Consider the following 25,865-nt stretch of genomic DNA (forward strand, 5'->3'; position numbering starts at 1 on the left):
TCTCATTATAATCGAACCGGAAGAAGAAAAATAGTAGGGGAAAGAAAGGGGTGGATGAAATCAAAACTTTTTCTTGCTATAGTGGCGAAACAATGTTATATTTACATAGCGATGAGCTAATTTGTGTAAGTCGACAGACAAGCCTTCGGGTTAAACGTATGGATGTGGCCGTACGGTCTCTCGCCTCAAAACGCATCAAAGACGCCTATTTATAGGCGTCTTTTCTTTTTAGGCGTGACCATGACCACGATTATGCTTCACTTTTCCTAATAAAAAGCTGACAACTAACACTAAAATAACAGCTCCGATAATGGCTGGAATAATGGAGAAGCCTCCAATTTCAGGACCGAGGTCCCCAAGAATCCATGTTCCGATCCATGCGCCTAGAAAACCAGCGATAATGTTTCCGATAACGCCTCCTGGAATATCACGCTTCGTAATAATTCCAGCCAACCATCCAATAAGACCTCCAATAATTAAACTCCATATTAATGACATATAGTGTAACCTCCTTATGATTCATGGTGTTACTTGTTTTTACCCAAAGAAGAGACAAGTTATGCATGAAATGAAGAAAAAATGTCGAATGATTATCGTATTTTTTAGACGTATGCCTGTTAGACAACAAAAAAGCATTTGTAAAAGGGCCGCATATCAGCCTTTTACAAATGCTTTAAAATGATTAAACGGTTGGTGCCGTTTTTAGCATAAACTGTTCAACAACTTTGGCGACGCCGTCGTTCATGTTCGTGTCAGTTACGTAATCGGCTTTTGCTTTAATATCGTCAGGAGCGTTGCCCATCGCGACACCAAGACCTGCAAACTCAATCATGGCTAAGTCATTATAACTGTCACCGACCGCAATCACTTCTTCACGCTGAATACCAAGCTGACCGATTAAATAGTGTAAGCTTGTCCCTTTCGTTACGCCAACTTCGGTAAATTCTAAAAAGAACGGCTTTGAACGCATCACACTAAGTTCACCGTGTAATTCTTCTTGAAGTTTTTTCTCGACTTCCGCTAATCGCTCTGCTTCTTTCAGCATGAGTGTTTTTACGACCGGCTCTTGTACAGCATCGACAAAGCTTTCCACTTCCTTCAAGGGCATGCCTGTTAAGTTGCTTTCAATTTCAGCATAAGGTGCTGCTGTTTCCGTCACAATTTCATCACCTACGTATGTTAAAATGCCGACACCTTCGCGCTGGCTAATTTCATACAACCGGTGGGCTGTTTCCGGCGACAATGTACTGCTGAATAATTCTTCATTCGTTTGGCAGTTAATAATTTTCGCGCCGTTAAAAGAAAGGATAAAGCTTCCATACTCTTTTAAACGTAACTCCTCAGCAATTTTGCGCATGCCGTATGTTGGTCGGCCTGACGCTAATACGACCTTCATGCCCGCTTCTTGTGCATCCATTAGCGCCTGTTTCGTACGCGGAGAAATCGTTTGGTCATCGCGAAGTAGGGTGTCATCTAAGTCTAGTACAATCATTTTATATGTCATCATCACAATTCCTTCCATGTATTAATTGATTTAGCCAATCCGCTATGACTAACAAACAGTCGTATCGGATGAGGTGAATCTTTGTCGGTTTATTCAAAGTGACGAAAGAGCACACCGCAAATATTTTTTAAGAAGATACCATTATATCAAGCTATAAAGTAGAATACTTATAGCTACATTAATCTAGCATATTTGACATCACAAAAAGATTGTTATATCAAATGCACTAAATCTTTGCCCCATTATGAGAGGCTGTATTCTACCATCTTACTATAAATATACAAGATTGGGTACCGGCAAAAGCTGTGTATATAGTGAAGTCAAGTGAGGCTTTCGTTTAGAGGGAAAGAGAGGGTTTTTTGTCGCGTTAAAAAATCTATCGAAATTGGTTATATTTTGTAATATTGTAGTAGATAAGTATGATATTATATAAGTAGTTTATTTGAGATAAACCATTTTTACGAACAAGAAGAAGTTAAACAAATAGGTTTTACATAGTTAAAAGGAGCTTATATGCAACAATCGCAACAAGTTAGACGTATATTAATGATGGCCATTGTTGTTATGGTTGTTTTTTTACTTATTTTATTTGTGCAAACAAATGGAGTTTTGCGGAGTCCAACGGTCGTTTCTGATTCTGAACAAACGAAGGTGACCATTTTGACTTCAGATGTCATTGAAGACCAAAGTTGGGGAAGTCTTGCTTATAAAGGAAAGCTGAAAATTGAGAATCAATTTCCAGTTTCAGCTGAGCTGTTCAGCGAGATTAAAACAGATGAACAAATGAAAAGCACGGTGACGGATGCTGTAAGCGGGGGAGCCGAAGTCATCATCGGGCACGGCGTGGAATTTACTGACGTGTTTACAGCGCTTGCGCCTAAATATCCAGACGTTCATTTTATTACCATTCACGGTACAGCGACACATCCGAACCAAACTGTTTACACGTTTAATCAGCAGAAAGTAGAGTATGTTGCGGCGTTAGCCGCTGCATTGAAAACAAAAAACAACAAGGTTGGTTTATTAGATGCGTATGATTTAAGAAAGACATTTACCGGATTTGAAACAGGCCTCGCTCACTATAAACCGGAAGCGTCCTTTGACTACAAAGTTGTAAATAGTCGAGATGATGGCGAAAAGGCCGTCGGGTTAATGAAAGAAATGATTGATCGTGGTGTGGATGTCATTTTCTCTAAAGGAAATGGTTATAATCGTGATGTGATTAATTACGCGAAAGAACGAAATGTGTTTGTGATCGGCTATTTGGACGATCAATCTTATATGGGAGAAAACCATGTTCTGACGAGTATATTAAACGATATGTCCATGGCATACGTCGCGATTATGAAAGACTTTTTTAGCGAAGATGGCATCCCGTCAGGAGAAGTCATCTTGACTGAAGCCGATGGCGTTTACAAAATGGCGCCACTAGGTCCCATGTTTACTGAAAAAGAAAAACAATATATTCGTTCAGAGATAAATGAGATAGAGAAGAAAGATTTATCCTTTGAATAATAGAGGATAAGGAATGGTGTTATGGAGAAACGTTTTTGGAGCATGTCATTTCGCAGTAAAATATTAGTCATTCTCCTTTTGAATACAATATTATTAAGCGGCTTTTCACTTCTATTTGTCCAATCTATTGAAGAAATCAGTCACGTAAGCGAAAAAATTAAAAACAACCACATTCCTGAGCTGATGCTGATTTCTAAGTGGCAAGAAGAATTAGCGATTAAAAAATACATGGTGGAAACGTATGACCCGACTCATTCCAAAGACGGGTTTATTCAAATGTATCAATCAGTCGAACCGTATAATGCTCAGGAACATGAAGCAAATGTGACCGAGCCGCTTAAAAACATGCACATCAAAATGGAGCTGCTTGATTTTTCTGTGCTAAACAATGTGCATGGACTCATTCAATATGGAGACAATGAAGGGGCTAGAAAATACATTACAAACGAATACCTCCCGAAAATGGAAGAGTTACAGCAAGAATTGCGTTCGTTAGAGGAGGAGACTCTCTCTTCTTTAACGAACCATTCCAATCAGTTTCCCTCCATTATTGAAAAGTCCTTGCTATTATTGTTTTTTATCACATTAGTGGTCATTGCATTATCCGTTTACGTTTCTTATCGAATTAGCGGCAGCTTAACGAAGCCGATTGAGCGAATGGTGGACAAAGTTGAGCATATCGCCAACGGACAGTATGGTTTAACACTTGATGAAACAAGTCAAGTGGAGTTGCAGCACTTAACTACGTCCATCAATGAAATGTCGCTTCGACTGCAAGAGTCGTTTAAGACAATTTTGGCTGACAAAAAGTATCGGGAACAAATTTTGAATTCCTTGCCTGTAGGCATTATAACCGTGGATGACAAAACGACTCACTTTTCGCTTAATACGGCAGCTAAAAGCTTGTTTCAGCTGAATACTCTAAAAACAGTTACACAATCTAGTTTGTATGACGAAAACAAGGAATTTTGGGAGATTTTATTATCAAAGACGATTTGCCAAAACGTAAAGGTCCCGTTCATAGTTAATCAAAAGCGTTATCAGTTATTAGTATCCCAATCCGAACTGATAAACGATGAACAAGACATCATCGGGAGAATTTTTTATTTCGTCGATATTACGAAAACGCAAGAGCTTGAGCATAAAATTCACCAATCAGAAAAGCTTGCCTTAGTCGGAGAATTAGCGGCAGGGGCCGCCCATGAAATCCGAAATCCACTAGCGGTCATTCAAGGATTTTTAACGTTAATGAATCAATCCATTTCGGACTTAGAACGTGAACGGTTCCATTTGCCGCTCGTCATGAAAGAAATTGAACGGATTAACTCCATTATTGAAGAAATGCTGCTTCTTTCCAAGCCGGCTGCACCTATTTTGCAAAAAACCTTCATTGAAGACATTACTCAAGAAATTTTACCATTAATGAAGCAAACTTCGCTGCCAAATGACAAGCATGTTGAATTCATCGTTGATTTACAAAGACTGGCCGTCCCTGCGGATCCGAATCAGCTGAAACAAGTTCTTCACAATTTGATTCGAAATAGCATAGATGCCATCAAGGAACGAGGAACCATCACCATGTATTCCCGTATGGAGGACGACGTTTATCACCTTTACATAAAAGACACCGGCACCGGCATTCCAAACGAGATGGTCGCCTCTTTATACAATCCGTTCTCAACTTCAAAAGAAAATGGCACAGGCTTAGGGTTGACTATCGTCCAAACGATTCTTCAAAATCATGGCGGAAGCATCGAACTGGTTTCCACATCACATGAAGGCACAACGTTTGTCATCAACCTTCCTCTCCTGAAATAACGCATTGGCACTCACTCAAACGCACAGAAGGTAGATGCAATTGGCTTCTGTTATTTGCTACAATAACTGTTAAGGAAGGAAGAGGAGGGAAGAACATCCTATGTTTGAACTTATGCTGACGATGATTGAGAGGCTAGGAATTCTTGTGACCATCGCCTTTGTGCTAACTCGCTTCCGCTTTTTTCGCCAGCTCATTCACCACGGTGAGCTTGGACGAAAACAACAGTATATGGCCATTTTGTTTTTTGGCTTCTTTGGCATTATCGGCACTTATTCTGGACTGACTTTTCATCCGGATTCTTCCCAATTTAACCGTTGGGCATCAAGTCTAGCGCATGATGAAGCCATTGCCAACTCGAGAGTAATTGGCGTTATTATTGCAGGGTTGCTTGGCGGGTATAAAGTAGGGATTGGGGCCGGGTTGATTGCGGGTATCCATCGTTTTACACTCGGCGGCTTCACTGATATTGCCTGCGGGCTGTCGGCCGTTGTAGCAGGTGTTATTGCGGGGGCGTTCCATCGGAAGAACCGACATGTTTCTTTGTCCACCGCCTTTATGCTCGGAGCTTTCGCAGAGTTCATTCAAATGATGATGATTCTCCTTCTTGCAAGGCCGTTTTCTCAATCGTTAGCCCTCGTTCAAGGTATTGGTGTACCGATGATCATGGCGAATGGACTTGGGTCGGCACTTTTTTTAGTCATTATTCGCAGTGTGTTGAGCGAAGAAGAGAAAATGGGGGCTCTCCAAGCACAAAAGGCGTTGCGCATTGCTGAACTGACGCTGTCTTATTTAAGAAAAGGATTGAACAGCGACTCCGCACGAGGGGCGTGTCTCATTTTATTTCGTGAAGTCGGGGCAAGCGCAATTGCTGTTACAGACCACGAAAAAATTTTGGCGCATGTCGGAATTGCCGAAGACCATCATCATGCCGGAAATTTGATTCAAACAGACTTGACGAAAAAAGTGATTAAGGAAGGACACTTGATCGTCGCCTCTCATGAAGGCATTCAATGCATACACGAAGACTGTCCGTTAAATGCGGTTGTCATTGCGCCTTTGAAGCAGAGGGAGAAAACGATTGGGACGCTCAAATTTTACTTTCAATCTGAAAAAGACATTACACCTGTTGTCATTCAGCTTGTGAGGGGACTGAGTTCACTATTAAGCAATCAGCTTGATGTTGCTGAGGCAGACAAGGCGTACCAGCTCGCAAAAGAAGCGGAAATTAAAGCATTGCAAGCACAAATTAGTCCGCATTTTCTTTTTAACTCATTAAATATTATCGTGTCGCTCATTCGGACAGACCCTGGCCAAGCTCGGAAACTGCTTATTGCCCTTTCTCATTTTTTGCGCCAAAATCTAACGGGAACGACCGCTAAATGGACATCGCTTGAAGAAGAATTAAAGCATGTAAAAGCGTACTTATCTATTGAAGAAGCGCGCTTTATTGATAAGCTAGAAATTCATTTTCATGTCGATGAGGCGGCTCTTCAGCAAAAAATCCCTCCACTCATTTTACAGCCCATTGTAGAAAATGCGGTCAAGCATGGCATTAAAGATAAAGAGCGCAACTGTGAAATTGAAATTACCGTTCAGCGTGATGGCGAAACCGTCTGTGTATCTGTTCAAGATAACGGAAGAGGAATGGAAGAAGAGAGACGAAAAAAAGTAGGAAACGAGCTCGTTCATTCCGAAAAGGGGACGGGTATGGGATTATACAACGTCAACCGCCGCCTTGTCATGATGTTTGGCGAATCTGCTCGTTTACACATCGAAAGTGAACCCGACAAAGGAACGCGCGTCTCGTTTCAACTATCATAATCTAGAACTCGCTTCCGTGTATGATAGACATGGTACTTCATAATTGAGCACGACTTTATTTCGTGTTCACAAGAGGTTTTTAGACCTCCTGAATGATCATTCAAATTTTCTAGATTCATTCAAAATTGGGAGAAAGAGAGACAAATGCTATGAAACGTAAAATAAAAGTGTTAATCGTCGATGATGAGCGCTACAGCCGTGATGAGATGAAACATTTGCTCAATGAATACGAACAAATCGAAGTAGCAGGAGAGGCAGATTCCGGGGAAAGCTGCATTACAAAAGCACTTCAAATCCAGCCAGATGTCATTTTTTTAGATATTGAAATGCCGAAAATGAACGGAATGGAAGCGGCTGCTATGCTGAAAGAGCTGAAAAAAGTTCCGCTTCTTGTCTTTGCCACTGCATACCCGAATTTTGCGGCTGAAGCGTTCCGACATGAAGCCGTCGATTATTTAGTAAAGCCGTTTGATGAAGAGCGACTTCATGAAACCGTGATGAGACTGGAAAAGCTGCTAATAGGAAACAAAAAACAAGAAGGAACCCACCCGTCTAAACTAGCGATTGAGGGAGATGAAGAAATCGTTTACCTAGAACCGAAGGATATTTTATACGTGTATCGCGATGAACGGGTGACGCGAGTCGTACTAAAACAGCAAGAATATGAAACGAAAACAGCGTTAAAAGATTTGGAAGCGAGACTGAAGGAATTTTCTTTTTACCGGATTCATAAAAGTTATCTTGTGAACCTTGACTATGTAAAGCGCCTGATTCCATGGTTTAACGGTGCCTATCACCTTGAAATTGAAGGAAAAGAGGAGAAGCTGTCTGTTAGTCGCAATTATGTGAAAGGACTCCGATCCCGCCTTGAGTTATAGCCCAATGTGACATATTCGGTGAAAAAAGCCGGGCTATAACCCGTCAATCTGACTTTTATGCATGTTATGCCTCATTTTTAACATGTTACACATGTTCATGACCATTTGAAAAGGCTTTCATTTATAATGAGTGTAAGCGAATTCAATAAAGGAGGCTTACACATGCTTACATTTATCGGAGGCATTATTTTATTAATTATCGGTTATTTTACGTACGGAAAATTTGTTGAAAAAGTATTTGGCGTGAACGAAGCGCGAAAGACACCTGCTTACACGCATAGTGACGGTGTCGACTATTTACCGATGAATCAAAAGAAAAACTCATTAATTCAGCTGCTGAACATTGCAGGTGTCGGACCGATTTTTGGACCAATCATGGGGGCTCTGTACGGACCTGTTGCCTTCATTTGGATTGTAATTGGTTGTATTTTCGCCGGAGCTGTCCATGACTATTTGACAGGCATGATCTCCATTCGCAATCGCGGAGCTCACTTACCAGAGCTTGCCGGCCGCTTTTTAGGGAAATTTATGAAACATGTTGTTAATGGATTTGCCATCTTGCTTTTACTTCTTGTAGGAACAGTATTCGTTACGGCACCTGCAGGATTATTAAAAGGCTTGATGGGGGACTGGGCAACGATGGGAATGATTATCGGTGCCATTTTCGTTTACTATATTTTAGCTACTTTATTGCCAATCGATAAAATTATCGGTCGTTTCTACCCAGCATTCGGTGCATTGCTTCTTATTTCTGCGATTGGGGTAGGGGGAGCGCTTATTTTCACAGGTGCACCAATTCCAGAATTAACGCTTGAAAATATGCATCCAGATAATGCACCAATCTTTCCATTATTATTCTTAACAATTTCTTGCGGCGCACTTTCTGGATTCCATGCAACGCAAACACCTATCATTTCTCGTACGACGGAAACAGAACGTCAAGGCCGCTTTATTTTTTACGGGATGATGATTGCGGAAGGGATTATCGCGATGATTTGGGCAGCTGCTGCGATGAGCTTATTTAATGGCTCAGAAGGGTTGAACGAACTATTAGCAAACGGCGGTCCTGCAGCTGTTGTCAGCGAAGTCTCCACAGCAATGCTTGGCGCTATTGGCGGTACGTTAGCCGTTCTTGGTGTTATCATTCTACCTATTACATCTGGTGACACAGCATTCCGCAGTGCCCGTATGATTATTGCCGACTATTTAAACATTTCGCAAAAGAAAGTGGCGAGCCGCTTATGGATTGCTATTCCGTTATTCGCCATTTCATTTGCCTTAACGAAAATTGACTTTACATTATTATGGCGCTACTTCTCATGGGCGAATCAATCGACAGCTGTCATTGCACTTTGGGTGGGAGCGATGTACTTGTTCATTGCGAAGAAAAACTACTGGATTGCGATGATTCCAGGTGTGTTTATGACAATGGCGACGTTCACGTACATTTTAAATGCACCAATTGGTTTCGGTTTCTCTCTGAACATGTCTTATATCGCTGCAAGCATCATTACAGCAGCCATCATCGTCATCTTCTTTGTGGCTGCCAAAAAAGCGCGACAAAGTGGAGTGCCGCTTGAAGAAGACATTTCAAAGGTAGCATAACAATGGGGTGCTGCAATCCGAAATATCGGGAAGTAGTCAATCAACAAGAAGAAGCGATTAATGCAAAAGGGAAACAGGACGTGCCGCTGTCACTCAAAATACTTGTTACCGCGATTATCATCTTGACGACAGCGATTATCGTTTTCCTATGAATGAGAAGGTCGGGGCATTCCCGGCCTTTTTCATAGATTTCGGACGTCTATTTGTAAAAAAAGGCGTTTGCCAGAGACAAGCTTTTCTCGTATTTCATACAATAAAGTACGGATGATTCGCCGTCCCCTTTCTGATAAATGAAACGGTCGGATCTTGTTCTAAAAGCAAGGCCTTTGTGATGGGAGGCTTTGCTTTTTTTTATGTGCTGAAAACCGTTTTGATACAAAAAAGCGAGAATGCGGGAAGATGTTCAAGCATTACGCTCTTTGTGAGCTAGCCGTTTTTTTATGAACACCATGATACATAAAAGAGCAGGAAACCCGAATTGGAAGGGGATGTGTATCCAAGGAACGATGTTCAATCCAAATTGCAAATGCTCCGTCAAATTATCAGCCATGGCAACAGATAAAATAATCATGATAAGGGAAACAGGCAAAATAAACTTATTTGCCTGTTTCTTCGGATTGATGGAAGCAAGCCCTAGCACCGCTGCACCTGTGAACATAACAATTTTAAAAAAGCCACCGATGACTAAAATGACGATAATGAGGGGATCAAGTCGTTGGAGAAAGTTTCCGATGTTGATTCTTGACACGGTTTCTAACAACGGAAACCTAGATTGCCCCGCCATATACGATCCAAGAACCGCTGTATTCGTTAACGTCGTCAAACAGATTAAACATCCGCTTAATAAAATAGCCCCAACCCCTGTTTGGATGACGATTCGTTTGTTTGATTCATTTGCAAAACAAAAAAACATTAAAAAGACGATCGATTCACCGAACGGAAAAGTAACGATGCCTGGAACAGCCGCCTTTAAGACCGGAAGAAAGCCATTTTCCAGCATTGGCTGTAAATTCTCAGCTTTTACAACGCCAGAAATATATACAAAGATTAGAAAAAGAGCTGAAAATAAGAGGGTGAGGAGAAAAGAAAGCTCCCCTGTTCGCGCAATGACTTCCATGCCAAGATACAAACCGTAAGAAACGACCGCCATCATGCAAAAAGGGATGATAATAGGAGGCGTTTCCTTTAGCAAGTCCATAATAATGAGCGAAGAAAAATCCCGTAGTACCCTTGCACCAATGTACATGAAATAACATGTATATAAAACCGCAAGCAAGATGCCGAGTTTGTCTCCGATGATGGACCGAACAAACACCGTCAGCGGTTCTTTCGGATAATGGGCGTATAAAAAGGCGAAGAAAAAAAGAAGCACTAAGGAAATTGCAAGGCCAACTAAGACGGCCAGCCACGCATCTGCTTTTGCATCCAATCCAATCCCAACAACAATAGCGCTCCCTAGCTCAAATAAGACGAGCAAGGAAAATAATTGAAAGAGACTTAAGCTAATTTTCGGCATAAAAGACGTGCTCCTTCGTATACAACAATTGTACTTTAAAGCAACGGTGTGACAAGCGGCTCATAAATCCATTCAAGTAATTTAAGGGGAGTAGGAATCGAAAGGCCAATTAATATAGAGGCAGCCAGTCCGACCGCCAAAAGATAGAAAAAGCTACACCCCCATATTTCTCTCTTTAATTGTTGCTGGGCGAGCCGCTTTATTTGAATAAACATAACAATGAAGGTGCCTGCAAGAAGCAAGATGAGTTTTGTGATCAAAGCCTATTCCCTCGCTTTCTTTTGAAAAGACTCTGTAATTGTTCCAACACGACGAATATGAATATCAACCTTCACGGTTACGTCCATTTCGGAAAAATGCTGATTCCAATCTTGTTTCAACGTTTTCCATTTTTTCGGGTGTTGGCGATGAATGACCTCTCCAAATCCGAACACATCTGATTGAAAGTCTTCCTGTGCCCGCTTAATGGACGCATAAACGATATCTTTCACTTCACCTTCAGCCTTCTTCTCAAGCTCTTTGATAACGTCCGGATTTGTCAAATCGATATCACATTGCACTTCCCCAATGTTTTCTTCTGCTGTAATCTCGACTGTCATAGAGGGTTTGCCATTTTTCATATGTCCGATGAGTTCGGCTTGTGAGCGAATAACTTCAATTGTAATCCGCTCTGTTTTTTGGTCGTGGCAAGGATAGGAGCCAACTGTATTTTCAATATTGGATGTAATATAGTTGAAGCCTTTGCTTTCCTTCTCTGTCATCCAACCGATAAGCTTATCTCCTTTAAATCCTCCGAGAGTTGTTACTTGAATTTCTGTTTCCGGTTGAACAGTCGACACACTTTCCATCGACATCCCTGTCTTTGCCGAACCATGGAGAGAAATACCGGTTAAAACAGGCGATTTGCCATCACTCAAGAGACTATTAATCAATTCATCTAAGTTCACACCTCTTGTCGGTGCCCAGTTTTTTTCCGACATTTCCAATGTTGTAAATATTTGATTTGCGGGAATTTTTTCGAGTGGAGTAAGTACACTGACCAACTCTTCAGCGCTATGATTTTTCGCAATGGTCACAAAAAAATCGGTCCGCATTTCATGGTCCCGCGATAAATAATCGAGCGGCTTGGATATTCCTTCTTTTGCCAATTCCTCCCCTAAAATGATAAGACGAATATGCGATAAATAAATTTTTCGCGGTGCCAATGTTGTTAGTTTGCGCATCGCTTCAAAAATTGTATCAGCTTCGACAGAATGGACGAACACAGGAGTTCGATCTGTCGGCGTCTTTGAAGCGATTTCTCCAGGATTTAAAAGCTGAACCGAAACACGAAACTTCTCATCAGCTTTATCAATTCCTAAAGCAGTTGCAATGGCAATATCACTTAATTCATTTTTGCTCCAGCATCCTGTTAACATTGGAAAGCATAGAAAAAGAATGAACGAAATGATGCTCATTTTTTTCATACAACGTCTCCTTTTTGTCATCAAAATATCTCTTATTCGTTCGACTCCTGTGTCTCCGGCTTCGGTGCAGGTGTTCGTGCTCGAATCAAATCATTTTTATTTAATAATTTGGGTCTCTGTTTCATGGTCCAGCGCGGCAGTCTGATAATGGCATCGGCTTGGTCAGCTAAAATAAATGGGGAAAACGGTGCCATGTAAGGAATACCGAAAGAGCGCAAACTGTTCAAGTGCAAAAGCATCACTAAAAGCCCTAAAATAATACCAAACAAGCCGAGTGTACCCGCTAAAATCATGAATACAAACCGAAGCAACCGAACTGAAACAGCGATATTAGAGGAAGGAGCGACAAAGCTACTGATGGCCGTGAAAGAAACGACGATGACCATCGCGGAAGAGACGATTCCAGCTTCTACGGCCGCTTGTCCGAGTACGAGTGCCCCGACAATAGAAATTGCTGAGCCGACGGCGCGAGGCATTCGAACACCAGCCTCTCGCAAAATTTCAAACGTAATTTCCATTAAAAACGCTTCGACAATCGCTGGAAAAGGCACGCCTTCCCGCTGGGCGGCAAGACTGACAAGTAAAGAAGTCGGGAGCATTTCCTGATGGAAGGTCGTAACGGCGATATAGGCAGATGGAACTAACAAGGTCAATAAAAAAGATAGATAGCGCAAAAAACGGATAGCGATGCTGATGTCCGCTCGGTTATAGTAGTCCTCACTTGATTGAAGGAAATGGGCAAACAAGGCTGGAACGATTAAGACGAAAGGGGTCCCGTCGACAATGATGACAATTCTTCCTTCCAAAATCGCCAGCGGCCGTATCGGGGCGTTCCGTATTCAAAACCGTTGGGAAGGGGGTATACGTATCATCTTGAATCAATTCTTCAATATAGGCACTTTCTAATACGGAATCGATGTCAATCTTATCGAGACGCTCATGCACTTCCTCAACAATTTTTTGATTGACAACCCCATTTAAATAAACGACCGCCACATCTGTTTGTGTCTTTTCTCCAATTTGTTTCATCTCAATCCATAAATCGGGATTTTTAATTCTTCTGCGAATAAGGGCGGTGTTGATGCGTAACGTTTCGCTAAACCCATCTTTCGGTCCCCGAACGACCGTTTGAGAGGAAGGTTCTTGAATGCCGCGGTCTGCCCAGCCTCTTGAACAGGCAGCGATGCACTTATGATATCCATCTATAAAGATAATCGTATCCCCCGACAGAAGGTGGAAAAACATGGTTTTTTGATCGCACACTTCTGTCACTTCGGCTACCGGAACAGAATGGTTTCGAACAAGGTTAAACAAATCTTCTTTCTCCCACACCCTTTTAGTTAATGAGCTTGTTCGAATATCAATCATCAATGTTTCAATAATGAAATCTTGGACAAATGTTTTATCAGAAAGTCCGTCTGTATAAGCAACGACCATATTAACAGCATCATCTTTTCCAATGGGAAATTGACGAATGACAATGTCACTGCTGTTTCCCGTTTTTTCCTTTAAGATGGAAATGTTTTCAGCAAGCGAAGGGCTTAACATAGCTGGAGGTGCTTCTTCCAGTTTTTTTGTTTGTTCTTTTATATAGTCTTGCTGTCCTCTTTCTTTTTTGCGTTTGCTTTCACTTAGTAGTTGTTTAATTGTTTTCATCACTAACCCTCTAATGCATGATGTTTTGGTAAAAAGACGCGTGAATAACTAGTGTATTTATCATTATGACCTAATTCCTGTTTTTTACACGAATGAATAGCGTTTCATGGAACAACAGCTCTTTTAGCTAAAAAGATTGCACTGGTGCTAAACATGATTTACTTCCGTTCATAGCGAAATCGAATTTTGGCGATGATAAGCAACACAAGTGGAATGACAAAGGCAATGGTTAAGGAGTACGGAATCCAGATGATCGAATCCCATTTGGCTGCATAGACGGTGTTCGGATAGGCAATGATTGAGCAAAGCGCCGTAAGCATTCCTAACGGAAAGAGGAGAGGTCGATAGTTGTTTAGTTGAAAGATTTGAGCAATCCCGAGCACACACGCATAAAAATAAAGCATAATTTTATAGTAAATGGTCACAAGCCACAGAATCGCAACAATGACTTCAATCCTCGTCAAAAAATTACCGATGTTAATTTTTTTCGCCAATACGTAACTTGGAAATGTGCTTGTTGCTGTCAAATGTACACCTAAAACAGAAATCGCTGAAAAGGTAATCAGGACAATGAACAATCCCCCCGCCCATGATGCCAATATAAAAACGAGCCGAATGTGTTCCTGTTTGTCCACATTCGGGAAAATCATTGTAAATACGATGCACGGCAAAGAAGCAATGCTAATTAAAGGCAAACTTGCCATCAACATCGGTTTTACTCCGTTTTCTGCCACCGGCAGCAAATGGGTAAAGTCAATTTGCGGAGCGACGGACAAAATTAAAAATAAAAATAAAAAAAGGACCCATGGAAGAAAGGTTTCTGCGGTGCGGGCAAATACTTCAATTCCAAGCTGGGCCCCGAAAATAATGACGAGCATAAAGGAAAAGTTGATGGCTTGAATCGGTGTCTCCGGCATCACTTGAGTGACGATGAAATTTCCTGTATGAAACAGTAAAGTGAACGCACCAGTGAAAACAAAAGAGACAAACAGCAACGAGAGAAGTTTCCCAAGCCATTTCCCAACAATCTTTTCACTATATTGGACAAAGGTCATGCCAGGAAAAAGGCGATTTAACGTACTGTAAAGAAAAATAAAAATAGTGCCCATGCCAATGCCTAAAATGGCTGCCAACCATCCGTCTTGTTTGGCGGAAGCTACCAGCGCGCTAGGAGAAAGCAAAATCGTGCTGCCAATCGTATATAAAAACGTTAAAATCCCAAACTGCTGCAGGGATATTTTTTCAGTTTTCACTACAAAAAACGCTCCTTCATCTATTGAAAACTCTTTTCTTATCGTTTCCATCTTTTCCCCTAAATAATCATGTAAAAGGGAAGAGAAAAGAGAACAGGGCTGTCCGAAAAGAGATTATTTTCCTCTTTTCAAACAGCCCCGCAAAGTGAACCAACTGTTCACATTATGACGAAGGGGATTAAGCGAATAAACTCCATTTCGTATGAATCGGAATGGATTCTTCTTCCTCTTCTTTGTAGACATCTTGTTCTCTTAAATATTCTCTGAAATATAGTTCAGCTTCTTTTCGCTCATCATACGGTTTCACAGACAGAACGAATCCTACTTTCTGTTGGTCTGTGCATTCGACTCCCGATATGTATGCTTTCACATGATGCTGTAAAAACAGCTCTTTAGCTGGAATCACAAGTTGTTTAACAAATTGGGTCAAAATTTTCTGTTCTTCTTCATATGTATAGCGTTCAATTTTTTCAAGATCAGCAAAAACGACACCGATGAAGCCCGTATTATGAATTTCATACTCTTTCGTTTTTTCATCTCGATCAATTTGTCCGATTTCTTTTAAGTAATTAATGAAATAGCCAATTCCTTCACGTTTCCTAAAGGAGCAGGAGGAGAGTACAAGACCGAGCTTTTTATACTTCGGAAGGTACACACAAGAAAGATAGGCAGGGACATGATGCTCGGCAAATACGTCATTCACATCTTGGAGCAGTCCTTCAAGTACATGATGAGTCATTTGCATGCTTTTTCGCGAAAAATAATATTCATATTTCATCCACTCAGCCTGATCGGCAAAGGCCGCACCGATAAATCCTGTATTAGAAATCGTCACAGACGATTTTGCCTTTCTTTTTCTTGTTGTCATTCCAAAACACCCCTTAAATCCAGTTTTCTCTCTAAAAATACACATTACGAACGTTTGTTCTGTTAATCACATCATACAAAATATGTACAAAAAAGTAAAGGGGAAAATCAAACAAAATAAACATCCTTTCGAATAAAACTAGTCAGTTAACACACCCCCCCCACAAATATTTTTCAAACTTTTTGCCGAAAAAGGTTTACCTTGTTCTAACCCGGGGAAGAACATATACATAGCTGCTCCCCTTTAAAATAGAGCTTTTTCATCTTCACTCCCGGTTCACCCCAACCGGGAGCTTTTTCTGTAGATCCAGAAAGCCAGCCAGGACCGAAAAACGGTCCTGGCTGGCTTTCTAGCGTCCATTCATATAGGGTTTGAAAGATAGTTGGATAGAATGTAAAATAGATAGAATAGAACGTGCTTTCAAGAAAGAGGGTTTCAAGATGGGGACATCAGCTATTGGGTTGCTGAGAAAAATTGGTGTTATTGAAGGAATTTCGTATTTAATTTTGCTTTTTATTGCCATGCCGCTCAAATATTTTGCGGATATGCCTGTTTTTGTTCAGATTTTTGGCATGGCCCACGGTGTGTTATTTGTTCTATTTATTGCAATCCTGCTCATCGTATGGTTTAAGCATCGCTGGTCCTTTTTCCGCGTTGCAGGCGCATTTCTTGCATCATTGCTGCCTTTTGGTACGTTTGTACTCGATGCCCGCTTACGAAGAGAATAATTATGGAACAATCTTTTGGAAGGGCTTTAGCTCCTCTAAAAGTATGAAAAAACGGTCGGACACTCGGTATGAAAAGTCCGGCCGTTTTTTATTTTTCGCTCTGTTAACCTTAAATGTTGATAGGGTGAGAAGCATCACAATGGTTGATCCAGACAACTGGAGTTCCCCCTCAATGTTCTAGATTGATTCATATAACAACTTGTTGATGATGTAAAGTATACGGTATATTGTGTTACTTGACAGATTATGATAAAAAAGAACTATATTACGTGAGAATAGATGCATTTTCGTCTACTCCGGATATTAACTTGACATCTCTGTTTAACGAAAAAGCTCTTAAACCGTTATTCTACTTTATAATTGGACACCATTTTCCATACATTTCACTTAATTATTGGACACCGCTTGATTTAGTGAAAGGGCGTTCACTACCAGTTGGGCAAACTCTTTGTCCTTTACATTATGTCATTATGCACAGTGAGGAGATATTACACAATTGAGAGCAATGGATGAGATGTTTAAAACATACAATTTAGAACAACTTGTACATACGTTTGAACAGCTGTTGAAAGAACTGATGAACGATGACAGCTATCAGAAAACGGAAATATATACGCACCAAATTACGAAGAACTTGGAATACTTTTCACACTTGAAACATGCGATGGATGCTTCCATCATTATAGCTGCTACGGACTCAGCCGGCCGCATACTGTACGCTAACGATAAATTTTGTGAAATATCAAAATATAGCCGCGAGGAACTAATCGGCAACACTCATCGACTGCTTAATTCTGGTTATCATGACAAAGCGTTTTTTCGCGAAATGTGGAACACCATTACGGAAGGTCGTGTGTGGGAAGGCGAAATTAAGAATAAAGCGAAAGACGGTACTTTCTATTGGGTTAAGACAACGATTGTCCCCATTAACGATTCAGCAGGAGTTCCCCTTACATACATGGCAATTCGAACAGATATTACCGAAGGCAAATTTGCACAGGAACAGCTTGTGGAGGCTTTACAAAACGATTTCCGGTTCGTTGTCAATTCTATGAATAATCTCATTTTTAAAGCGGAAAAAGATGAACGCGGCGAGTTTGTCTATACGTTGAATAAAGGAAAGTTGGCAGCGACGTTAGGATTACAGCGGGAAAACATGGGCGGCAAGACCCCAAAAGAAGTGTTCCCATTGGAGCTCGCGGAAATGTTTGAACAGCATTATGAACGAGCGTTTGCGGGAGAAGCGGTTAATTACACGTATTCCTTTAAAGGAAAGCATCTCTTAACCTATCTGTCTCCTATTTATCGCCATGAAAAAGTTGAAGAGGTGATTGGATGCGTGAACGATATTACCGAGCTGTATCATGCCCAACAAGAAGTAAACTTTATGGCTTTCCATGATGTTGTGACGAATTTACCAAATCGCAGAAAGTTTAATGAAGATATGGCCGACCTTTCATCCTCGAAGCATTCAGACCGCTTTGCCGTCTTTTTTCTCGACCTGGACCGTTTCAAACAAGTAAATGATTCACTCGGACATACGGTAGGCGATGATTTAATTCAAAAGGTGGCAGAACGATTGAACGTGGCTGTCGCAGCGAAAGGCTCGATTTACCGGTTTGCAGGCGATGAATTTATTATTGTGTACCCAAACATCGAAGGAGAGAAGGCGGTATCCCAGTACGCCAAAGACCTTCTTGCTATCTATGAAAAACCGTTTTTATTGGATAACGGATTAGAGATTCATACGACTCCGAGCATTGGCATCAGCATTTTCCCTGACCATGGCGATAATTATGATACATTGTTAAAAAATGCGGATACCGCGATGTATGTCGCAAAAGCACAAGGACGGAATACTTTTGCCATATATGAGCGAAAGATGAATGAACACCATGAAGAAACGCTGCTAATTGAACAACACTTACGAAAAGCCATTCAAAATAATGAGTTGGAGCTTCATTTTCAGCCGAAATTAGACTTACGAACAGAGCAAGTGAATGGTGTCGAAGCGTTGCTGCGGTGGAATAGTCCACGATTAGGAAATGTCTCGCCAGCTAAATTTATTCCAATTGCAGAAGATACGGGTCTCATTATTGAACTGGATGAATGGGTGTTGGAAAAAGCCTGTCAGCAAAATAAAGAATGGAATCGTCATTCTTTTGCTTCTCCAATTAAAATGGCGGTTAATATCTCACCGCTTCATTTTCGTCTCCCCAACTTTTCAAATGTCGTTGACCGAATTTTAAAGAAAACAAAGCTCGATCCAAGCTTACTGGAAATTGAAATTACGGAAAACAGCTTCATTGATAATACAGAAGAATGTATCGCCTGTTTAAAAAGACTGCGGGAAATGAATGTGTCTGTTGCAATTGATGATTTTGGAAAAGGTTTTTCGTCCCTTAATTATTTACGGAAGTTTCCCATCAACTCGCTGAAAATCGATCGAGCTTTCATTCAAGAAGTAGCGGAGTATACGGAAGATACAGCGATTGTCAAAGCCATTACGTATTTAGCTCACGAATTAAATTTAAAAGTCGTCGCTGAAGGCATTGAAACAAAAGATGTTATGGAACTGCTGAAGAAACTGAAATGTGATGAAATTCAAGGCTATTACATTAGCAGACCTCTTCCGCAAGTAGAGCTGGAGCGGGTCATCATGCAATTAAATGAAGGCAAATTTGCTGGAAATGTGTGAAATTTTTAATTTTTTTGTCCAAACAGAAACAACCTCTTCACAATCTATGTGAAGAGCCGATATAAACAGTAAGAATCATAAAAAATGAAAAGGCAAACTTGTCGAAAGGCAAGGACGCAAAGCCATGGGCCTAACCAGTTTTACTGTACGGTTGCCAGGTTGCCATTCTCCTTTTTGAAAGGGCGTGGCTCATTCAAAAAGGAGAGGTATATATGAAACGAATGAAAAAGGTTTTGATGCTGATGATCATTGCCTGCATACTGCAAGGTACAGGGGTAGCGGGAACACAGCAACAAGCAGAGGCCGCACAACAAACTAGTGGCTATTCCACATGGCTTTGGGATACAAGTGCCATCGTTCAACAGACAGACCGCTTGCTTACATTTATGGAGCAAAAGAACGTAACGAGTGTTTTCCTTCAAGTAAGCAAACACATTCCCGTCCAAGCGTATCGCACATTCATTCAAAAAGCGGGGACAAAAGGTATTGCCGTGTACGCACTTGACGGTGCCCCAAATTGGGTTTCCACTCAAGGGCAAAAATCCGCTCGTAACTTCTTTTCTTGGGTCGCAACTTATCAATCACAAGCGGCTAGCGGAGAAAAATTTTCCGGTATTCACTTAGATGTAGAGCCTTATTTATATGCAGGCTGGACGAGCCAATATGCCAAAACAGTATTAGCGTACCAAACGCTTCTGATGGATGCAAAAGCATCGTCTGCAGCGCTTAACTTGCCACTGACGGCAGATATTCCGTTTTGGTTTGATGAAAAATCGTACAATAACCGAAACGGAAAAGGAAAATTATCTGATTGGGTCATTTCCAATACAGACTCTGTCACAATTATGGCGTACCGTGACGGAGCAGCAGGAGCAAACGGCATCATTGAGCTTGTCAAAAACGAAATGAATTATGCAGCCATTCATCATAAAAAGGTAACGATTGGTGTTGAAACGCTTCAATCGCTTGAAGCGAATTTCGTTTCATTTTATGAAGAAGGCAGCTCGTACATGTTCAACCAATTAGACATCGTCCAATCTCATTATCAATCATTCTCTAGCTTCGACGGCTTTGCCATTCATTCCATTCATGGGTGGATGGACATGAAACCATAATGTCTTCAACCACGGTTTCCTAAGCCGTGGTTTTTATTTTTTACTTCATAATTGTTGAAGGTGACTTGAACCAAAAATATTTCATATTTTCAAAATTCATTTTTTCTGTTATTATTTTTGTGAAATAGATAAATTTCGAATTTTTAGTTAATATTAGTTGTTATATTATTCCACGTAGGTATACAATAGACTAATAGAATGATTTGAAACCAAAACGGACAAGGAGATAACAAACATGAAAGACCAGACAATCAATGTTACGCTTACAAAAGAGAAAAAACAAAAGCCGCAATCTGACCAGCTTGGCTTTGGCCGGATTTTTACCGACCATATGTTTATTATGGATTACACGGAAGGACAGGGGTGGCATGATCCGCGCATCGTTCCGTATCAACCATTGTCTTTAGACCCTGCATGTATGGTATTTCATTACGGGCAAACCGTGTTTGAAGGATTAAAGGCTTATTTAACGAAAGAGGAAAAGGTGCTTTTATTCCGACCGGACCGTAATATGAAACGTTTGAATCGCTCCAATCAGCGGATATGCATCCCGCCAATCGATGAAGAGTTTGCGATTGAAGCATTAAAGCAATTAATTACGATTGATAAAGATTGGATTCCAAGTGCTGAAGGTACATCTCTTTACATCCGTCCGTTCGTCATTGCGACAGAACCATTTTTAGGAGTAGCACCTGCGAAGAATTATCAATTTATCATTATTTTATCGCCAGTAGGCTCGTATTATAAAGAAGGAATCAGCCCTATAAAAATCGCCGTTGAAAACGAGTTTGTCCGCGCGGTATCCGGCGGAACAGGGACCGCAAAGACAGGCGGCAACTATGCAGCCAGTTTAAAAGCACAAGAAGTAGCTAGCAGCAAAGGCTATTCTCAAGTATTGTGGCTTGATGGTGTTGAAAAGAAATACATTGAAGAAGTTGGCAGCATGAACATTTTCTTCAAAATTAACGGCGAAGTTCATACACCAGCTTTAAGTGGCAGCATTTTAGAAGGAGTTACACGTAACTCCATCATTGAATTGTTGAAACATTGGGATATTCCAGTTTCTGAACGGAAGATTTCCATGGAAGAAATCCGCCAAGCTTATGCTGACGGTTTACTAGAAGAGGCGTTTGGTACAGGAACAGCGGCTGTTATTTCTCCAATCGGTGAATTTTTCTGGCAGAACGAGCAGATCGTCCTTAATAAAGGCGAAACAGGTCCGTTAGCGAAAAAGCTATATGATACATTAACAGGCATTCAAAATGGAACAGTAGAAGATCCGTTTAATTGGGTTGTCGAAGTGAAATAAGAAAGAAAGGGGCCGCAGTGTATACTGCGGCTCTTTTCAGGTAATCGATGGAATGATTTCATACCGATACGTAGAAAATAGATAACATCACATTCGATGGAACAGGAGGGGATAACATGTGTCTGATTTTATTCGCTTATGGAGTTCACCCGGATTATCCGCTCGTCATTGCGGCTAATCGCGATGAATTTTACGAGCGCCCGACAGCTCCTGCGGCATTTTGGGAAGACGAGCCGCATGTGCTGGCAGGGCGTGATTTAGAAAAAGGAGGAACATGGATGGGGGTGACCCGTACTGGCCGGTTTGCAGCTTTAACGAACTACCGGGCCCCTGGTCAAAATCGTGCGAATATGAAATCCCGCGGGTTTCTCGTCAGCGATTATTTAACTGGGACAAGCGAACCGACAGCCTACCTTCAAGCTGTGCAGCAGGAGCGTGAAAAGTATAATGGCTTTAACTTATTAGTTGGAGACATGGATGCCCTCTATTATTACAGCCCTGCGCTAAACGAAATTGAGCGCGTTCCTCCCGGCATTCACGGATTAAGCAATGCGGTGCTAAATACACCGTGGCCGAAAGTGAAGAAAGGGACCGAACAATTGAAACAAGCTGTTTCGCAACACACTATTAATGAAGACGAATTGCTGGCGATGTTGTCTGATTCGTCTGAAGCAGCTGATGAAGAACTGCCAAACACGGGAGTAGGGAAGGAGTGGGAAAAGCGCTTATCACCGTTATTCATTGAAAGTGCGGACTATGGCACGAGGGCTTCAACCATTTTAACGATGGCACATAATGGAGGTATTTCGTTTACGGAACAGTCTCTTATGCCAAATGAAAAGACCTGGAAACAGTCTCGGTTTCTGTTTTCCGTTCAACGGTAAAAAAAGACAGAAGGAGAAAGCTCTTTCTGCCCTAAAATAATTAAAAAGATTTTGCCAGTTCTTCTGCCTTGGCAATGGCTTTTTGCTTAATGTCCTCGGCTTTGTCAGGAAATTGATTGTGTCCTTCCACAAACAGTCCTTCAAAGGAAGGAACACCGAGAAACTGCATCACGACACTTAAATAGCGGTGTCCCATTTCCATGCCAGCAGCAGGGCCTTCTGAATAAATGCCGCCTCGCGCTTGAATGTGCAGCGCCTTTTTATCGGTCAGCAAACCGACAGGACCTTGTTCCGTATAGTTGAACGTCTTTCCAGCGGTACAAATGGAATCGATATATGCTTTCATAATAGGAGGGAACGAGAAATTCCACATCGGTGTCACAAATACATATTTATCAGCTGCGACAAATTGCTCTGTTAATTCAGCAAGACGACTCACTTTCGCTTTTTCCTCAGCGGATAGTTGCTCGAACGCTGTACCAGAGCGGAGTTTGCCCCAACCGCTGAACACATCCGCATCAATATGAGGAATATCCATCTTATATAAGTCGAGATGAACGACTTCATCACCGGAATGTGCTTCACGATACGCGTCTGTAAACGCTTTTCCGACTGCCATGCTGTACGATTGCGTAGTATCATGCGGATGGGCAGTAATGTAAAGAACGGTTGCCATCTGTTAAAACCTTCCTTTCTTTTCTTATCAGATTCAACTACGTTCTTATCATGCATTTCTTTCTCCGGGTTATGCATCGCAATCGATGGTTAGCGGAGGTAATGACATAGACGGCATTTTAGCTATCATGAAAAAAAGGCAGAAGCTCACAGCTCTGCCTTTTGTCACATTCCATTTAAATCGGCAATAATGCGACCGTCTCTTTTGTTTCTAATTCTTCTACCATCGTGTGCCATGAAGCCGGTTTGTTTGGTAAGACAGCGTAGTATCGTCTTAAAAAGGCGACAATCAATTCGCTTTGTAATTCCGTGACCCCTTCTGCCATTGGCAGGAAGCAAAGGTCCAGTCCTGTTACTGCCTCCGCATCATTGTTCCATGATGGATGAACATATGGGAAGTCGAGGCGTTTATACCCAAGGTGAGCCAACACTTCACGGCGGACAAATGGATCCATTGGCTTTACACCGCCAAATTCATGGTACTCAATTCGATAAGGGTCGTAAATTTCGGCAAACATCCCGTATAGCTCCTTGCCATTAGCAGCAGCAAGTGCTTGTAAATCTTCCACTCTTTTTTCTGCTAAAAACGGCCCAATGCCGAGTCCCGCTTGGCCGATAATGGTGAAATCCGTCATCGCTACATTAAAGTCTTCATAGTAACGATATTCAGTAGCACCAACAACCTCGCCATGATGAACCGCCACGTATACGTGAATACCAGGATCTTCAAGCGGCTCTTTCCAAAGATCGAATTCAAGCACTTCTTCAGGTGGGAATACGTCTTGCATTAATTGATGCATTTTTAAAAACAAAGGGTCTTGGATCGTTGTAATACGATGATAGTCCATTTTTTCATTCTCCTTTTTTACAATGTTCTTATCGGGCTTATCCCCATTAATGCCGGATAAATGGATTTTTCCATTCCATTAATGCCCCGTAATGGCATGACTCTTCATCTTCTAGGTAGTCAGGAACCACTTTGACCGGTGTACGGCCGCAGCGCAATAAAAAGGTGATAACAGGATCTTTCCCTTCTCCTTTAACGACGGCTTCAAGATATTCCTCTGCCGTTAGCTCATTTGCTTTTTTGTAATAGCCAGGCATTCTCCCTCCGCCTAATAAGCGTGTCAATCCATGCTGAATGACAACATCATACATGGCGGTCATGAGCCATTTTCCTAGCCCTAACTTTCGGTAGGAAGGGCGCACACTAATGTCGACAACATACAGCGTATCACCGTTCGGGTTATGATTGCGAATATACCCGTTATCGGTTATCTCTTCCCACGTATGGTCAGGGTGAGCTGGATCAAATAGTACAAGCAGACCGGTCATAGAGCCTGCAAGTTTTCCATCTACTTCGATGCAGAGCGCCCCTTGTGGAAACAAGGTGATATGGTTGCGCAGCTGCCTTTCATTCCACCATAAATCAGGTGGAAAGGGGGGTGGGAAACATTCCTGTTGGATGTGAATCAGCTCGGAAAAATCATTTTCGTCATAATTTCGGATTACTGCCGGTACAGGACGGTCTCCGTCGAATACGTAAAATTCTTTTCGATACATCGCCACATCTCCTTTGTCCATTCCTACCAATCTGGATACAGGTCTGTGCGTCGGTCGCGCCATGTTGTGACTGAACCGCTCTCGCGCACTTTGTACAACAGTTCTAAATCCAAGTCAGCCGTTACGATCATGTCATGATTCAGTTCGCCTTCCACTAAAATCCCTTTTGGAGGAAAGGGAACATCATTTGGTGTAATGACAACGGCCTGACCGAAGTTCCCCCGCATAAAGTCAACAGTAGGGAGAGAACCGACTGTGCCTGCGCCCACCACATACACTTGGTTTTCAACCGCTCTCGCATGGCTCGTGTAGCGAACGCGATGAAATCCGTGACGGTCATCTGTGCAAGAAGGGCAGAAAATGACATCGGCTCCTTTTGCTTTCGCCATTCGAACAATTTCAGGAAACTCAATGTCGTAGCACGTAAGCATCGCAATGGTTCCTTTATCTGTTTCGAATACTTCTAAACTATTGCCTGGATTCATATTCCATTCTTCTACTTCAGTCGGTGTCATATGCAGCTTCGCTTGTTCAGCCACGCGTCCATCTGGATAGAATAAGTGGGCCACGTTATATAATTTATCTTCTTTTCGAATAACGTGTGTTCCTCCAATAATGTGCATATTCGTTTGTTTCGCGAGCTTTATAAATAAGTCGCGGTACTGCTCTGTAAAATCCGGCAGCTGCTGGATGCTAAGTGGCTCACCTTGTTCATTGCCAATTGATAGAAGCTGTGTTGTAAAGAACTCAGGGAATAAAATAAAATCGGCATCAAATTCCTGGGCTGTTTTTATATAATGCTCCACTCGGTGAGCAAATTCATCAAAAGATTGAATTGTATGAAGATGGTATTGAACGGCTGATACTCGTAATTTCATGGGTGCCTCCTTTTGCGTCAGTAAACAAAATCTTTTTCTCATATCCTATAAGAATGAGTACTATAGTCATTATTCAAAATACCGCTGTTTTTCACAAGTACGCACTTTTGTTTC

General features: G+C 41.6%; 22 protein-coding genes, 1 pseudogene and 1 riboswitch. Of the genes and pseudogenes, 11 read left to right on the top strand and 12 right to left on the bottom strand.

The window, feature by feature from the left end:
* Positions 1-228 precede the first annotated feature (228 nt).
* Positions 229-498: a GlsB/YeaQ/YmgE family stress response membrane protein gene (locus tag ACXAEO_RS07910; protein ID WP_474879924.1), complete on the bottom strand. Its 270-nt coding sequence runs from the start codon at positions 496-498 to the stop codon at positions 229-231.
* A gap of 184 nt (positions 499-682) precedes the next feature.
* On the bottom strand, positions 683-1,504 hold the full coding sequence (locus ACXAEO_RS07915) for a Cof-type HAD-IIB family hydrolase (RefSeq protein ID WP_474884040.1): 822 nt from the start codon (positions 1,502-1,504) through the stop codon (positions 683-685).
* Positions 1,505-2,017: 513 nt separating this feature from the next.
* Between ACXAEO_RS07915 and ACXAEO_RS07920 the strand changes: the two genes are divergently transcribed.
* From ACXAEO_RS07920 to ACXAEO_RS07945, 6 genes are all read left to right on the top strand, one after another.
* On the top strand, positions 2,018-3,019 hold the full coding sequence (locus ACXAEO_RS07920; protein ID WP_474879925.1) for a BMP family ABC transporter substrate-binding protein: 1,002 nt from the start codon (positions 2,018-2,020) through the stop codon (positions 3,017-3,019).
* 21 nt (positions 3,020-3,040) lie between these two features.
* Positions 3,041-4,837 (top strand): sensor histidine kinase, encoded by a 1,797-nt coding sequence (locus ACXAEO_RS07925; protein WP_474879926.1) that lies wholly within the window; start codon positions 3,041-3,043, stop codon positions 4,835-4,837.
* Between the two features lie 100 nt (positions 4,838-4,937).
* Entirely contained in the window at positions 4,938-6,659 is a 1,722-nt protein-coding gene (locus tag ACXAEO_RS07930) for a LytS/YhcK type 5TM receptor domain-containing protein (RefSeq protein WP_474879927.1), read from the top strand.
* A 149-nt stretch (positions 6,660-6,808) separates the two neighbouring features.
* Complete coding sequence (locus ACXAEO_RS07935) at positions 6,809-7,537, top strand: LytR/AlgR family response regulator transcription factor (protein ID WP_474879928.1); 729 nt, start codon at positions 6,809-6,811, stop codon at positions 7,535-7,537.
* Between the two features lie 162 nt (positions 7,538-7,699).
* On the top strand, positions 7,700-9,142 hold the full coding sequence (locus ACXAEO_RS07940) for a carbon starvation CstA family protein (protein ID WP_474879929.1): 1,443 nt from the start codon (positions 7,700-7,702) through the stop codon (positions 9,140-9,142).
* Between the two features lie 2 nt (positions 9,143-9,144).
* Positions 9,145-9,294 carry a hypothetical protein gene (locus ACXAEO_RS07945; protein ID WP_474879930.1) on the top strand — a complete coding sequence of 50 codons (150 nt, stop codon included), beginning with the start codon at positions 9,145-9,147 and terminating at the stop codon, positions 9,292-9,294.
* A 251-nt stretch (positions 9,295-9,545) separates the two neighbouring features.
* Here the strand turns inward: ACXAEO_RS07945 and ACXAEO_RS07950 are convergent, their stop codons facing one another.
* From ACXAEO_RS07950 to ACXAEO_RS07975, 6 genes and pseudogenes are all read right to left on the bottom strand, one after another.
* The gene (locus ACXAEO_RS07950) at positions 9,546-10,658 is read right to left on the bottom strand and encodes a GerAB/ArcD/ProY family transporter (protein WP_474879931.1); all 1,113 of its coding nucleotides are present in this window, start codon (positions 10,656-10,658) and stop codon (positions 9,546-9,548) included.
* Between the two features lie 35 nt (positions 10,659-10,693).
* On the bottom strand, positions 10,694-10,918 hold the full coding sequence (locus tag ACXAEO_RS07955; RefSeq protein ID WP_474879932.1) for a hypothetical protein: 225 nt from the start codon (positions 10,916-10,918) through the stop codon (positions 10,694-10,696).
* Positions 10,919-10,921: 3 nt separating this feature from the next.
* Complete coding sequence (locus tag ACXAEO_RS07960; RefSeq protein WP_474879933.1) at positions 10,922-12,124, bottom strand: Ger(x)C family spore germination protein; 1,203 nt, start codon at positions 12,122-12,124, stop codon at positions 10,922-10,924.
* Positions 12,125-12,156: 32 nt separating this feature from the next.
* Positions 12,157-13,780 (bottom strand): annotated as a pseudogene (locus ACXAEO_RS07965) (spore germination protein).
* A gap of 158 nt (positions 13,781-13,938) precedes the next feature.
* Positions 13,939-15,084, bottom strand: a complete 1,146-nt coding sequence (locus ACXAEO_RS07970) for a GerAB/ArcD/ProY family transporter (RefSeq protein ID WP_474879934.1) — start codon at positions 15,082-15,084, stop codon at positions 13,939-13,941.
* A gap of 127 nt (positions 15,085-15,211) precedes the next feature.
* Entirely contained in the window at positions 15,212-15,901 is a 690-nt protein-coding gene (locus ACXAEO_RS07975) for a hypothetical protein (RefSeq protein ID WP_474879935.1), read from the bottom strand.
* A gap of 440 nt (positions 15,902-16,341) precedes the next feature.
* Here ACXAEO_RS07975 and ACXAEO_RS07980 point away from each other — a divergent pair, with 440 nt between their 5' ends.
* From ACXAEO_RS07980 to ACXAEO_RS08000, 5 genes are all read left to right on the top strand, one after another.
* Positions 16,342-16,629, top strand: a complete 288-nt coding sequence (locus ACXAEO_RS07980; protein WP_474879936.1) for a DUF3817 domain-containing protein — start codon at positions 16,342-16,344, stop codon at positions 16,627-16,629.
* A gap of 505 nt (positions 16,630-17,134) precedes the next feature.
* A complete protein-coding gene (locus ACXAEO_RS07985) occupies positions 17,135-19,327 on the top strand; it encodes a sensor domain-containing protein (RefSeq protein ID WP_474884042.1) in 2,193 nt (730 codons plus the stop codon).
* A gap of 81 nt (positions 19,328-19,408) precedes the next feature.
* Positions 19,409-19,494, top strand: a riboswitch (cyclic di-GMP riboswitch).
* 45 nt (positions 19,495-19,539) lie between these two features.
* Positions 19,540-20,442, top strand: a complete 903-nt coding sequence (locus ACXAEO_RS07990; RefSeq protein WP_474879937.1) for an amidase — start codon at positions 19,540-19,542, stop codon at positions 20,440-20,442.
* 235 nt (positions 20,443-20,677) lie between these two features.
* Positions 20,678-21,751 (top strand): branched-chain amino acid aminotransferase, encoded by a 1,074-nt coding sequence (locus ACXAEO_RS07995; RefSeq protein ID WP_474879938.1) that lies wholly within the window; start codon positions 20,678-20,680, stop codon positions 21,749-21,751.
* Positions 21,752-21,867: 116 nt separating this feature from the next.
* Positions 21,868-22,635, top strand: coding sequence for an NRDE family protein (locus tag ACXAEO_RS08000; protein WP_474879939.1), 768 nt, complete (start codon positions 21,868-21,870; stop codon positions 22,633-22,635).
* A gap of 40 nt (positions 22,636-22,675) precedes the next feature.
* Here the strand turns inward: ACXAEO_RS08000 and ACXAEO_RS08005 are convergent, their stop codons facing one another.
* The 4 genes from ACXAEO_RS08005 to ACXAEO_RS08020 all read right to left on the bottom strand — a co-directional run bounded on the left by ACXAEO_RS08005 (position 22,676) and on the right by ACXAEO_RS08020 (position 25,751).
* Complete coding sequence (locus tag ACXAEO_RS08005) at positions 22,676-23,311, bottom strand: FMN-dependent NADH-azoreductase (protein ID WP_474879940.1); 636 nt, start codon at positions 23,309-23,311, stop codon at positions 22,676-22,678.
* A gap of 175 nt (positions 23,312-23,486) precedes the next feature.
* Positions 23,487-24,158 (bottom strand): GNAT family N-acetyltransferase, encoded by a 672-nt coding sequence (locus ACXAEO_RS08010; protein ID WP_474879941.1) that lies wholly within the window; start codon positions 24,156-24,158, stop codon positions 23,487-23,489.
* Positions 24,159-24,204: 46 nt separating this feature from the next.
* Positions 24,205-24,873, bottom strand: coding sequence for a GNAT family N-acetyltransferase (locus ACXAEO_RS08015; RefSeq protein WP_474879942.1), 669 nt, complete (start codon positions 24,871-24,873; stop codon positions 24,205-24,207).
* A gap of 23 nt (positions 24,874-24,896) precedes the next feature.
* The gene (locus ACXAEO_RS08020) at positions 24,897-25,751 is read right to left on the bottom strand and encodes a carbon-nitrogen hydrolase family protein (RefSeq protein WP_474879943.1); all 855 of its coding nucleotides are present in this window, start codon (positions 25,749-25,751) and stop codon (positions 24,897-24,899) included.
* Positions 25,752-25,865: the final 114 nt, after the last annotated feature.

It is taken from the genome of Bacillus sp. ABA4_010 (genome assembly GCF_056159105.1).